9 protein-coding genes are annotated in these 12,972 nt (G+C 63.8%); 5 read left to right on the top strand and 4 right to left on the bottom strand.

What is annotated here, in order from left to right; translation table 11 throughout:
• The first annotated feature begins 10 nt into the window (after nucleotides 1–10).
• The 3 genes from E6B08_RS14080 to E6B08_RS14070 all read left to right on the top strand — a co-directional run bounded on the left by E6B08_RS14080 (nucleotide 11) and on the right by E6B08_RS14070 (nucleotide 3,783).
• Nucleotides 11–790, top strand: a complete 780-nt coding sequence (locus E6B08_RS14080; RefSeq protein ID WP_136914579.1) for a MetQ/NlpA family ABC transporter substrate-binding protein — start codon at nucleotides 11–13, stop codon at nucleotides 788–790.
• Between the two features lie 2 nt (nucleotides 791–792).
• Complete coding sequence (locus E6B08_RS14075) at nucleotides 793–1,812, top strand: methionine ABC transporter ATP-binding protein (protein ID WP_136914578.1); 1,020 nt, start codon at nucleotides 793–795, stop codon at nucleotides 1,810–1,812.
• A gap of 117 nt (nucleotides 1,813–1,929) precedes the next feature.
• On the top strand, nucleotides 1,930–3,783 hold the full coding sequence (locus tag E6B08_RS14070) for an ABC transporter ATP-binding protein (RefSeq protein ID WP_136914577.1): 1,854 nt from the start codon (nucleotides 1,930–1,932) through the stop codon (nucleotides 3,781–3,783).
• 57 nt (nucleotides 3,784–3,840) lie between these two features.
• Here the strand turns inward: E6B08_RS14070 and E6B08_RS14065 are convergent, their stop codons facing one another.
• Together E6B08_RS14065 and E6B08_RS14060 are read right to left on the bottom strand one after the other, a co-directional pair.
• Entirely contained in the window at nucleotides 3,841–5,142 is a 1,302-nt protein-coding gene (locus E6B08_RS14065) for a cation:dicarboxylate symporter family transporter (protein WP_136914576.1), read from the bottom strand.
• Nucleotides 5,143–5,209: 67 nt separating this feature from the next.
• The gene (locus tag E6B08_RS14060) at nucleotides 5,210–6,565 is read right to left on the bottom strand and encodes a class-II fumarase/aspartase family protein (RefSeq protein ID WP_136914575.1); all 1,356 of its coding nucleotides are present in this window, start codon (nucleotides 6,563–6,565) and stop codon (nucleotides 5,210–5,212) included.
• Between the two features lie 119 nt (nucleotides 6,566–6,684).
• On the opposite strand from E6B08_RS14060, the gene E6B08_RS14055 reads away from it, so the two are divergent.
• Entirely contained in the window at nucleotides 6,685–7,422 is a 738-nt protein-coding gene (locus tag E6B08_RS14055) for a GntR family transcriptional regulator (RefSeq protein WP_136914574.1), read from the top strand.
• Nucleotides 7,423–7,472: 50 nt separating this feature from the next.
• On the opposite strand, the gene E6B08_RS14050 is transcribed toward E6B08_RS14055, so the two are convergent.
• Nucleotides 7,473–10,961 (bottom strand): indolepyruvate ferredoxin oxidoreductase family protein, encoded by a 3,489-nt coding sequence (locus E6B08_RS14050; protein ID WP_238349357.1) that lies wholly within the window; start codon nucleotides 10,959–10,961, stop codon nucleotides 7,473–7,475.
• A 186-nt stretch (nucleotides 10,962–11,147) separates the two neighbouring features.
• On the opposite strand from E6B08_RS14050, the gene E6B08_RS14045 reads away from it, so the two are divergent.
• Complete coding sequence (locus tag E6B08_RS14045; RefSeq protein ID WP_136914572.1) at nucleotides 11,148–12,059, top strand: LysR substrate-binding domain-containing protein; 912 nt, start codon at nucleotides 11,148–11,150, stop codon at nucleotides 12,057–12,059.
• Here the strand turns inward: E6B08_RS14045 and E6B08_RS14040 are convergent.
• Nucleotides 12,054–12,971, bottom strand: coding sequence for a LysR substrate-binding domain-containing protein (locus tag E6B08_RS14040; protein ID WP_136914571.1), 918 nt, complete (start codon nucleotides 12,969–12,971; stop codon nucleotides 12,054–12,056). The two genes, E6B08_RS14045 and E6B08_RS14040, sit on opposite strands and share 6 nt — an antisense overlap.
• Nucleotide 12,972 lies beyond the last annotated feature (1 nt).

The raw sequence follows: 12,972 nt of genomic DNA, 5'->3' as shown, positions 1-12,972 counted from the left end.
GGTATCGATCATGAAAAAGACCCTGACTGCCCTCGCCGCGTTCCTCGCCTTCAACATCCATGCAGCCCAAGCTGCCGAGCACCTGGTGGTCGGCGCCACGCCGGTGCCCCACGCCGAGATCCTCGAATTCGTCAAGCCGACCCTGGCCAAGGAAGGCGTGGACCTCGACATCAAGGTGTTCAACGACTTCATCCAGCCCAACCTGCAACTGGCGCAGAAACACCTGGATGCCAACTACTACCAGTACCGTCCCTTCCTGGATGACTTCAACAAGACCCGGCACACCGACCTGGTGCCCGTGGTTGGCGTGCACATCGAACCCTTCGGCGCCTACTCGGCCAAGTACAAGAACCTTGCCGAGCTGCCCGACGGCGCCAGCGTCGCCATCCCCAACGACCCGGTGAATACTGGCCGTGCGCTGGTGCTGCTGGCTGAAGCCGGGCTGATCCAACTGAAGGATCCCACCAACCCTCAGTCGACCCAGCGCGACATCACCGCCAACCCACGCCACCTGAAGATCCGGGAACTCGAAGGCGCCATGCTGGCCCGCTCGGTCAAGCAGGTGGACCTGGCCTTCGTCTTCGCCAACTATGCCCTGGAGGCCGGCATCGACACCAACAGCGCGCTGATCGTCGAAAAAGGCAAGGACCTGTACGTCGAATTCCTGGTCGCCCGCCCGGACAACCTGCAGGACCCTGGCATCCAGAAACTGGCCAAGGCCCTGAACTCGCCGGAGGTGCGCAACTTCATCCTGACCCGCTACAAGGGCCAGATCGCCCCGGGGTTCTGAGCATGAGCCGCTTCGAGCAGGAAATCCGCACCGACACGTTCCAGTTGCAATTGCGTGGGGTGCACAAGCGCTATGGCAGCGTGGCCGCGCTGGAACACGTGGACCTTCATGTGCGCCGGGGTGAGGTGTTCGGCATCATCGGGCGCAGCGGCGCCGGCAAGTCATCGCTGCTGCGCCTGCTGAATCGCCTGGAGACCCCCAGCGATGGCCAGGTACTGGTCGACGACCAGGACATCGCGGCGCTGGACGCCACGCAGCTGCGTGGATTCAGGCGCAAGGTGGCGATGATCTTCCAGCATTTCAACCTGCTCTCCAGCGCCACGGTGGCCGAGAACATCGAGTTGCCGATGCGCATGGCCGGCGTGGCGAAGGCCCAGCGCCGGCAGCGGGTGGAGGAATTGCTCAAGCTGGTGGGCTTGGCCGACCGGGCGGATGCCTACCCCGCGCAGTTGTCAGGTGGGCAGAAGCAGCGTGTCGGTATCGCCCGGGCGCTGGTGCTGCAGCCGCAGGTCCTGCTGTGCGATGAAGCAACCTCGGCGCTCGACCCGCAAAGCACCCAGGCGATCCTCTCGCTGCTGCGCGATATCAACCGCCGCTTGGGCCTGACCATCGTGCTGATCACCCATGAAATGGAGGTAATCCGCGATCTGTGCGACCGGGTGGCGGTGCTCGAGCATGGACGTATCGTCGAAACCGGGGCTGTCTGGGAGGTGTTCGGTGCTCCGCGACACGAGGTCAGCCGGTTACTGCTCGCCCCCTCCCTGCATTCGGAGGCGCCGGCAAGCAGCGCCGACCGTTACCTGGACTTGCACTACACCGGCGCCAAGGGGCTGGAACCGGACCTGGCGGCCATTTCACAAGCCCTGGGTACCCAGGTTCGCCTGCACCAGGGGACGCTCGAGCGTATCCAGGGTCGCTCCTTGGGCAGATTGACCCTGGCCATACCTGCGGATGCTTCACTGGAGGAGCTGATGGTACGAGCGCAGCCATTGGCAGACCAGGCGTTCATCAGGGAGAGGTAGCATCGGTCGAAAAACGGACCTCTGTGCTTAGGACGTTGTTCAGTGCTTACTATCCTTTACGCTTTACTCAACGGATAGATGGCAGAATCCCCTGAACTGCCCCTTTTGGAGACCCTCATGCTGCGTGTGTTCGAACGCCGGCTAGACCCCTTTCCACCCGATGAGTTGCCGCCGCCCCCGGTTGGCCTGCTGCGTTTTCTCTGGGCCTGCACGCGAGGTGCCCGTGGCTACGTACTCGCCCTGGCCATCCTCAGCGCCGCGGTATCGATCTATGAAGCCTGGCTGTTTTCGTTCCTGGGCCAGATCGTCGACCTGCTCTCGGCCTGGAAAACCGGTAGCGTCACCGACACCCAGGTAGAGAGCATGCTGTGGGGTATCGGCCTGGTCCTGGTGGCCAGTATCGGGTTGGTAGCGCTACGGACCCTGGTCCAGCATCAGGTATTGGCGATCAATCTGCCGCTGCGGTTGCGCTGGGACTTCCATCGCCTGATGTTGCGACAAAGCCTATCGTTCTTCTCCGACGAGTTCTCTGGCCGGGTCACCACCAAGGTGATGCAGACAGCGCTCGCGGTGCGTGAAGTGCTGTTCACCATGATCGAGATCGTCCCTGGGATCGGCGTCTACTTCATCGCCATCGTCGCCCTGGCAGGCGCATTCGCCTTGAAGCTGATGCTGCCTTTCATTGCCTGGGTCGCATTGTTCGGCCTCGCCATGGCCTACTTCGTCCCGCGCCTTGGCAAGGTCGGCCAGGAGCAGGCACACGCGCGCTCCTCGATGACCGGCCGTGTCTCGGATGCCTACACCAACATCACTACCGTCAAGCTGTTCTCCCATTCCAAGCGCGAGGCGCACTTTGCCCGTGCAGCGATGGAAGACTTCAAGCAGACCGGCTTTCGCCAGATGCGCCTGGTCAGCCAGTTCGAGATCGTCAATCAGATATTGCTGGTCGCACTGATCCTCGGCTCGGGCGGCTATGCCCTATGGCTGTGGCAACAGGGCGAGGTCGGCACCGGTGCGGTGGCGGCGGTCAGTGCCATGGCCTTGCGTATCAATGGCATGTCGCATTGGATCATGTGGCAGATGACCTCGCTGTTCGAGAACATCGGCACCGTGCAGGACGGCATGGCCACCCTCACCCGCGGCCCCAAGGTGCAGGACGCGCCGAACGCCGGCACCCTGGTGACCAAGGGTGGCGCGGTGACCTTCGACGATGTGAGTTTCAACTACAACGGCGAGCGCCAGGTGCTCGACGGCCTGAGCCTGAACATCCGCGCAGGCGAAAAGGTCGGCCTGGTGGGCCGGTCAGGTGCCGGCAAGTCCACGCTGATCAATCTGCTGCTGCGCTTCTACGATGTGGACAACGGCGTGATTCGCATTGACGGGCAGGACATTGCCAAGGTCACCCAGGACAGCCTGCGCAGTGCCATCGGCATGGTGACCCAGGACACCTCGCTGCTGCACCGGTCCATTCGCGACAATATCGCCTATGGCCGCCCCGAGGCGACCGAAGCGCAGATCCGCAGCGCGGCAATGAAAGCCCAGGCCGATGGATTCATCAGCCAGTTGAGCGACCGCCAAGGCCATAGCGGCTACGATACCCTGGTCGGCGAGCGTGGCATCAAGCTATCCGGTGGTCAGCGCCAACGCGTCGCAATCGCCCGGGTAATGCTCAAGAACGCGCCGATCCTGCTGCTCGACGAGGCCACCAGCGCCCTCGACTCGGAAGTCGAGGTCGCCATCCAGGAAAGCCTCGATGAAATGATGCAGGATAAGACGGTCATTGCCATCGCCCACCGGCTATCGACCATCGCCGCCATGGACCGGCTGATCGTCATGGACGAGGGCCGGATCATCGAGCAAGGCACCCATGCCGAACTGCTCGCCAAAAACGGCACCTATGCCCGGCTCTGGCAGCACCAGAGCGGTGGTTTCCTGGGCGAGGACCAGGGGCTGGCGGAAGCCGTCGAGTAGTCGCCTGACGAAAAAGCCCTACCGCAAGCGGTAGGGCTTTGGACGCCGCGCCCTCCCTTACAACACGCTACCAGGTGCGCGGCCCAAGGTTTGTGAATAAGCTTCGCGGGCCTTCTCTTCGGTGAACTCCCCCGCCCATTTGGCCACCACCACGGTCGCCACGCTGTTGCCGATGGTGTTGCAGGTCGCCACCGCCATGGACATGAAGCGGTACACACCGAACAGCAGTGCCAGGCCTTCCACCGGCAACACGCCAATGGCTGTCACGGTGGCCGCGAACACCACGAAGCTGCCGCCGGAAACCGCCGCCGCACCTTTGGATGTCACCAGCATGATCGCCAGGATGCCCAGCTGCTGCTCCCAGCCCAACGGCACGCCATAGGCATTGGCGATGAACAGCACGCACATCGACATGTAGATCGAGGTGCCATCGAGGTTGAAGGCGTAGCCGGTCGGCAGCACCAGGCCCACGCTCTGCTTCGAGCAGCCGAACCGCTCCAGCTTCTGCAAAAGGCGTGGCAGCGCGCTTTCCGACGACGCAGTGCCGAGCACGATGAAGATCTCGTCCTTGATGTAGGCCAGGAAGCGCCACAAGCTGAACCCTGCCAGCCGGCACACCGCACCCAGCACCACGAACAGGAAGAACGCCACGGCCAGGTAGAACATCAGCACCAGGTTGGCCAGCGACATCAGCACTGCCGCGCCATTGCTGCCCACGGCATAGGCTACCGAGCCGAAAGCCCCGAGCGGCGCGAACTTCATGATCAGGTTGATGAACTCGAAGAAGCACTCCGAGACGCGATTCAAGCCCTCCTCGATCACCGCCCGGCGCTCGTGCTTGAGGGCCAGCAGGGCAAAGCCGAACAGTACCGCGATCACCAGTACCTGCAACAGCTGGCCACCGGCGAAGGCGCCGACGAAGTTGTCGGGGAAGATGTTGTAGATGAAGTCCAGGGTCGAAGTTGGCGCGTGCCCCTTGGCGACCGCGGCGCTGGCTGCTGCCGAGGCAGCGCTGCTGGCGTGGGCGCCGTGCATGCCCGAACCGATACCGATCAGGTTGCCCCACAGCAGGCCCAAGGCCAGGGCCAGGGTGGATAACAGCTCGAAATACACCAGTGCGCGCCAGCCGACCTTGCCGACGCGCTTGATATCACCGGCCGAGGCGATGCCATGGACCACGGTGAAGAACACCAACGGCGCGACGGCGGTCTTGATCAGCTTGAGAAAGATATCCCCGAGGATCTTGAATTTGGCAGCGAGCTCGGGAGCGATGAATCCGAAGGCAATGCCCAGCAACATCGCCGCCAGCACCTGGAATGTCAGGTCCTTGTACAGCGGCTTTTTGGTAGTGGAAGCCATGGTAGCGTTCTCATTGTTCTTGTCGAAAGCGAAGACCGGGGCCCAGCAATGCCAGGCCCCGGGCGTATCAACGGGCGACGGCGCCCTGCCGGGCCAGGGCCTGGTCGACCATCTGCGGCGCGAGGCCCAGGTAGTTGGCCGGGTCGCAAAGCTGCTCCAGAGTCGCCAGGTCCAGCTGCGCGGCGGCTTCACCTTGGGCCTGCAACGCTTCGAACAAGCTGATGCCCTGGTCGTTGGCCCTGCGGCAGGCGGCATAGACCACATCGTGAGCCACCTGGCGACCGAGCGCCGGGGCCAGCCCCATCATCACTGCCTCGGCGACGATCAGGCCTTGGGTCATGTCGAGGTTCCTGCGCATGCGCTCGGTGCGCACATCCAGGCCAGCCAGCATGAAACGCGCCTGGCCCAGCGAGGCGCCGGTCAGGGCGAAGGCTTCGGGGATGGCGATCCACTCGGCCTGCCACGGGCCGGTGGAGCGCTCGAAGTCCTGGATCATCGCATCGAGCATCAATCCGGCCTGCTGGCGCACGCCCTTGGCGGCGGCGTACATCAGCTCGCAGGAAATCGGGTTGCGCTTCTGCGGCATGGTGCTGCTGGCACCGCGGCCCTTGACGAACGGCTCGTAGGCTTCGCCGAGCTCGCTGGTCATCATCATCATGATGTCCAGTGCCACCTTGCCCAGCGAGGCGGTGACCAGGCCCAGGAAGTTCAGGGTTTCGGCCAGGCCGTCACGGGCGACGTGCCAGGTGGCTTGCGGTACGCCAAGGCCTAGCTCCTGCATCAGTGCGGCCTGTACCTCCAGGCCCTTGTCTCCCAACGAAGCCAGGGTACCGGCAGCACCGGCGAACTGGCCGACCTCCACCCGTGGGCGCAGCTCCACCAGCCGTTCGGCGTGGCGATCGAACATGCTCAACCACACCACGCACTTGTAGCCGAAGGTGATCGGCAAGGCGTGCTGCAGGTGGGTGCGCCCGGCCATCGGCGTGTCGCGGTAGCGCTGCGCCAAATCCGCGAGCAAGCCGCGCACGGCCTGGATGTCGCGCTCGACCAGGGCCAGGGCGGCACGCACCTGCAGGACGACGGCAGTGTCCATGATGTCCTGGGTGGTCGCCCCCCAATGCACATAGCGGCCTGCTTCACCGCAGAGCTTCGAAAGCTGCTCCACCAGCGGCAGGATCGGGTAGCCGACGATTTCGGTTTCATGCTGCATCAGCGCCAGGTCCAGGGACTCGTAGCGCGACAGTTCGGCTATCTGCGCGGCGGCTTCACGGGGGATGACACCACAACGTGCCTCGGCCTTGGCCAGGGCCACTTCCACTTCGATGTAGCGCTCGATGAGCGCCTTGTCGGAAAACACCGCACGCATCTCGGCGGTGCCGAACATGTCGCGGAACAGGGTGGAATCGAAAACGGTGGTAGACATGGGCAGGAGGTCCTGAAAATGTTGTTTTTGGACGTACATATTTTTTATGTCCGTACATAATTCTTGCCCTGTCGCTGATACACTGTCAACCGATGCAATTGACGGGACTGACCGAAGGTATGAACGAAACGCGCTACGCTGCGGTGGCCAAGGACCTGATGGAAGGCATAGCCAGTGGCCGTTACCCGGTCGGCAGCCTGCTACCTACCGAGTTCGAGCTGTGCGACCTATACGAAGTGAGCCGGCACACGGTGCGGGCGGCGATCAACCAGTTGCTCAACCAGGGGCTGGTATCGCGGCGCAAGCGGGTCGGTACCCGGGTGGAAGCCAGCAGCCCGCGTGGCGGTTACTCGCAATCGTTGGCGACGGTCGCCGACCTTGCGCATCTGGCCGAAACCCAGCAGCGAGAGATTCAGGAGGTCCGGCATTTCGTCGCCGACCTGAGCGAGGCGGCACGCCTCGGGCTGGTTCCGGGTGAGCACTATTTCTGTGTGTCGAGCATCCGCGTCGATCGCCAGCACGGTGCAGCGCCGCTGTGCTGGACCGATGTCTATGCCCAGCGTGACTATGCCGAGGTCATCGACCTGGCCCGCGAACATCCCGACCAGTTGATTGCCAGTCTGATCGAGCAGCGTTTCGGCCGCGCGATCGACGTGGTCGACCAACAGGTGCGTGCGGTATTGATAGCACCTGAGATGGCGCGACTGCTCAAGGCTGAAGCGGGGGCGCCGGGGTTGAAGATCCTGCGCCACTACCGGGATGACCAAGGCGCGCTGATGGCGGTCTCCGAGACGGTGCACCCGGATGATCGTTTTACCTTGGTGACGCAGATGCGCAGGGAGCGCGCGGTGGGGTGAGCACCGCGTGCGCTATGGTTTTCTAGGGGGGCCAATATCGTGCGCACACCTCAAAGCTCCACAGCCTCAATCCGCCGCCCACTCCCCCCGACCTCGCCCCACTGCACCTCGCCATTTCGCCAAGCCTGCAGCAGTGGCCCCAGCGCGCGCCTGGCACCAGCGAGGTACCGGTCCTTGACCGCGCCATACCCGCGTACGCCATCGGCAATCGACGCAATGCGCACGGCCAGATCGCGGTTTTCGGCATTCAGCCCTCGCAACAACTCATCAAGCAGCGCCTCGTACTCGGCCAGCCAGGCGAGTTCCACTTTGCGCTCGGCCGTACGCCCGAACGGATCGAGCCAGGTATTGCGCAAGCGCTTCATCCGCGCCAGGTATTTGAAGCCCAGTTGCATCCACGGGCCATAGCTGGATTTGCGTGGTTTCACACCGGCGCGCTTGAGCAGCGGCGGCGCCAAGTGGAAGTGGACCTTGTAGTCGCCCTCGAACTGGCTGGCGACCTGGGCCAGGAACGTGCCATCGCTGTAGAGCCTGGCCACTTCGTACTCGTCCTTGATCGCCAGGGCCTTGTAATAGTGCCGGGCAACCGCTTCGCTCAGCGCCCCCGGCTGGCCATACAGGCGGGCTTCGGCCTGGGCGAAGGCATCCACACGCCTTTGGTAACCCTGGGCGTATGCGGCATCATGGTAGCGGGTCAACTGATCCACGCGGTGGCGTACCACTTCTTCCAGCCCCTGGCAGCGCCGCTCCATTTGGGTGCCTCGGACCAGCTTGGCCTCCACCCGTGCCAGATCCACTGCGGTGCGTCGGCCCCAGAGGAAAGCGGATTTGTTGAAAGCGACCGCCGTGCCGTTAAGTTCGATGGCCTGCAACAACGAAGCCTCGCTCACCGGCAGCAAGCCCTGCTGACAGGCGTAGCCGAGCATGAAGGTATTGGTGGCGATCGAGTCGCCCATCAGCGCGGTGGCCAGCTTCGAGCCTTCCAGGAACACCGCCCTCTGCTCACCCACGGCATCGCTGATCAGCGCGGTCATTTCATCGGTTCGAAAACGCGGGTCGGGGTGTTGGCCGATATCGCCGCTCTCGGCCTGGGCGGCGAACTGGCGCACGAATGCGCCGGTCAGGCTTTCCTCGCAATTGACCAACGCGTGGGTCACGCCTTGGCGCAACTTGGCCAGGGTCTCGGGGTTGGCACTCACCACCAGGTCGCAACCCAGCAACAGATCGGCTTCACCTTCGGCAATGCGCGGGGCATGCAGGTCTTGCTGGTGAGCGGCGATGCGCACATGCGACCACACCGCGCCGCCTTTCTGTGCCATGCCGGCCATGTCCAGGTTCAGCGTGCCCTTGCCTTCGAGGAAAGCGGCCATGCCCAGCAAGGCGCCGACGGTCACCACGCCCGTGCCGCCGACGCCAGTGACGAGGATGCTGTAGGGCTGATCCAGCGGTGCCACCACAGGCGTCGGCAGCACCCATTGCTCAGTGCCATCATCGCCGAGGGCCCCAGGCTTCTTCAACGCACCTCCCTCGATCGTGACGAAACTGGGGCAGAAACCCTCCAGGCAGGTGAAGTCCTTGTTGCAGGACGACTGGTCGATCCGGCGCTTGCTACCAAGTTCGGTTTCGACGCTGGTCACCGACATGCAGTTGGACTGGCTGCTGCAATCGCCGCAGCCCTCGCACACCGCCTCGTTGATCAGCACTCGCCGGGCCGGGTCGGCGAACTTGCCGCGCTTGCGCCGGCGACGCTTCTCGGCAGCGCAGGTCTGGTCGTAGATGATCGCCGATACGCCGTCGAATTCGCGTAGCGTGCGTTGCACCTCGTCCATCCTGTCGCGGTGTAGCACCGGCACGCCGGGCGCGAGATCGCTGATGTTGGTATAGCGCTCGGGATCGTCGCTCACCACCACGACCTTGGCCACCCCCTCGGCCGCCAGCTGGCGGGAAATCTGCGGCACCGTCAACGTGCCATCGACTGGCTGCCCACCGGTCATCGCCACGGCATCGTTGTAGAGGATCTTGTAGGTGATCGGCACCTTGGCCGCGACCGAGGCGCGGATGGCCAGCAATCCGGAATGGAAGTACGTGCCATCGCCGAGATTGGCGAACACATGCGCGGTCGTGGTGAACGGCGCCTGGCCGATCCATGCCACCCCTTCCCCGCCCATCTGGCTGAAGGTCTGGGTTTGCGGGTAGATCCACGCGGCCATGTAATGGCAACCGATGCCTGCCAAGGCGCGACTACCGTGCGGCACCTTGGTCGAACTGTTGTGCGGGCAACCGGAGCAGTAGTGCGGCGCACGCTCCATCAGCGTGTCGAATCCGTGCTGGGCCTGGCATTGCGCCTCCAGCACCGCCAGGGCTACCTGCAACTCACCCATGGGCTTGTAGCGCAGGATCCGCTTGGCGATGGCGCGGGCGATCTGCGCTGGCGTGAGGTCGCTGGTGGCGGGCAGCAGCCAGTCGGTATGCGGCCTGGTCCACTCGCCCTTGTCGTCGAACTTGCCGACGATACGCGGGCGTACATTTTCGCGCCAGTTGTACAATTCCTCCTTGAGCTGGTACTCGAGCATGTGGCGTTTTTCTTCGACCACGATGATCTCGTCGAGGCCCTCGGCGAACTGCCGCACGCCTTCGGCATCCAGCGGCCAGACCATGCCGACCTTGTACACGCGCAGGCCGATCTGCGCCGCACGCACCTCGTCGATGCCAAGTATCTTCAATGCCTGACACACATCCAGGTACGATTTGCCCGAGGTAACGATGCCGATACGCGCGTCCTTGGTATCCATCACCACGCGGTCCAGGCCATTGGCGCGGGCGTAAGCGGCCGCTGCGTAAAGCTTGTGCTCCAGCAGGCGTTTTTCCTGGGCCAGGGGCGGGTCTGGCCAGCGGATGTTGAGGCCGCCCGGCGGCAGCGGAAAGTCCGGAATGATCGGGTTGACCCGATGCAGATCGAGGTCCACCACCGCACCGCTCTCCACCGTATCGGCCACGGCCTTCATGGCCACCCAGCATCCGCAGTAGCGTGACATGGCGAACCCATGCAGGCCGTAGTCGAGATACTCCTGCACGCCAGCCGGCGCCAGGACCGGCATCATCACGGCCTTGAAGATATGCTCGGTCTGGTGCGGCAAGGACGACGAGCGCGCCCCGTGATCGTCACCGGCGATGGCCAACACCCCGCCAAATCGCGAGGTGCCTGCGGCATTGGCATGGCGGAACACGTCACCGCAGCGGTCCACACCCGGGCCCTTGCCGTACCAGATGCCAAATACCCCGTCGTAACTCGCCCCCTCGAACAGGTTGACCTGCTGCGTACCCCACACCGAGGTGGCCGCCAGGTCTTCGTTGAGGCCAGGGTGGAACTTGATGTTCTGCGCCTTGAGGTGGTCGCGGGCTTTCCACAGCGCCTGGTCGAAACCACCCAGTGGCGAGCCACGGTAGCCGGTGACGAAGCCGGCAGTATCAAGGCCCGCGGCCTTGTCCTTCAGACGCTGCATCATCGGCAGGCGAACCAGCGCCTGGATGCCGGTCATCAGGGCCTTGCCAGTGTCCTGGGTGTACTTGTCGTCCAGCGAGGGGGTCGGTTGGCTCACGGAAAAACCTCCAGTCTTGTTGTGCGGGCAGCGTCGAGGCGCGGCTGTCCGGTTTTGTCTGGAGTCTATGAACCGGGTCCGGTATCGTAAATTTATAAAAACAAGGAACAGGTATCTGAAAAACCAATGTCACCTCGCATCGATATATCCATGCGCCAGTTGCGCTATTTCGTGGCCGCAGCCGAACAGGGGCAGTTTTCGCAGGCAGCGCTCAAGGTGCATGTGTCGCAGTCGGCGATCACCACGGCGGTGGGCCAGCTCGAGGGTCTGCTCGGGGTCCAGTTGTTCGAACGCCAGCCCCACGGGGTGCGCCTGACCGCCGAGGGTCACAAATTCCACCAGCATGCCCGGCACATTCTCGACACGCTCCAGGATGCGGTCGCCCAGCCATCGTTCCTCAGCCATGCGCTGCACGGCACCGTGCGCATCGGCGCGTCGTACACGGTGCTGGGCTACTACCTGCCGACCCTGCTCGCTCGCTTCAAACGCAGTTACCCGCAGGTCGAAATAGACCTGCTGGACATGGACCGACAGGCCATCGAACACGGGGTAGCGCAAGGCTCGCTCGACCTGGGCCTGACCATCGTTTCGAACGCCGACCTCGCCCAGCACTTCGAGCGGCATGTACTGATGCGTTCGCGGCGCCAGTTGTGGCTGGCCAGCGAACACCCTTTGATCGGCGCCCAGGCTATTTCCCTGGCCGATATCGCAGAACACGCCTACATCCTGGCCACTGTCGACGAAGGCGAGACCTCGGCGCTGCGCTATTGGCGCAGCGCCGGGCTGGAGCCGCGGGTCGCCTTCCGCACTTCGTCGATGGAGGCGCTGCGCGGGCTGGTCGCGCACGGTTTTGGCGTGACCATCCTGTCGGACATGCTCTATCGACCCTGGTCGCTGGAAGGGCGCAAGATCGAGGCGCGCCCCATCCTCGATGCGATCCCGCCGATGGAACTCGGCCTGATCTGGTCGGCCGACGAGCCGTTGAGTGCGGTGGCGAATGCCTTCCAGCAATTCGCCATGTCGGCAGGCGAGCTATAGCGCCCGCTGGTCATTGGCCTTGAGGAAGGCCAGGAAACTCTTGGCGGTGGCACTGAGCATCGAGGCTGGCTGCGCAACCACCTGGAACTGCCTGCTGGCCCACGCATCCTGCAGTGGCACCGTCACCAACGCTGGCCCGTCCGGCGAGCCGCAGATTGCCTGGTCGGGGATGACGGCAATGCCAAGCCCCCCCTGGATCATCCTGCACACGGCATCGAAGCTCTGCAGATGCACGCCATAGTCGATCGACGCCTGGGCCGCTCGCGCAGCCTTGTCGAGGGTCTGGTACAGGGGGCTGTCGCGGTGCAAGGCGATGTGCCTGTAGGCCAGGCTCTCGGCGAAACCGATGCGAGTGCGCGTCGCCAGTGGATGGTCTTCCCTGACCACCAGGGCCAGGCGATCCAGGCGATAGTCCTGCACGGTCAGCCCCAGCTGCGCCGCCCCGTCCAAGCCCGCGCCGATGCCCAGGTCGCAAAGGTTGGCCTGCACGTTTTCCACCACCTGCTCGCTGGTACGCTCCTCGAGGTCGACGTCCACCTGCGGGTGCGCGGCAAGAAAGCTGTTCAGGTCATCGGGGAGAAACTGAATGATGCTCGAGCGGTTGGCATGGATGCGCACATGGCCGCGTTCGCCACGGCTGAACTGCGAAAGGTCAGCGCTCATCTTCAACAGTTCGGTGAGCAGGCGCTGGGCATGTTCGAGCAGGCAGTGGCCGGCCGGGGTAGGCCGTACGCCCTTGTTATAGCGGTACAACAGCGGCGCGCCGACCGCTTCTTCGAGCTCTGCGATGCGCTTGCTCACTGCCGAGGCGCCCATGTTTTCGCGCTCTGCGGCTTTGGCGAAGCTGCCCTCCTCGCAGGTGGCGATGAACAGGCGGAGGGTGGTGGGGTCGTAACGCCAGGTGGTGTGCATA

The organism is Pseudomonas putida (assembly GCF_005080685.1).
In the GTDB taxonomy this organism is placed as follows: domain Bacteria; phylum Pseudomonadota; class Gammaproteobacteria; order Pseudomonadales; family Pseudomonadaceae; genus Aquipseudomonas; species Aquipseudomonas putida_V.
Note: the sequence above shows the minus strand (reverse complement) of the source record. Positions and strands in the feature narration are given on the sequence as shown.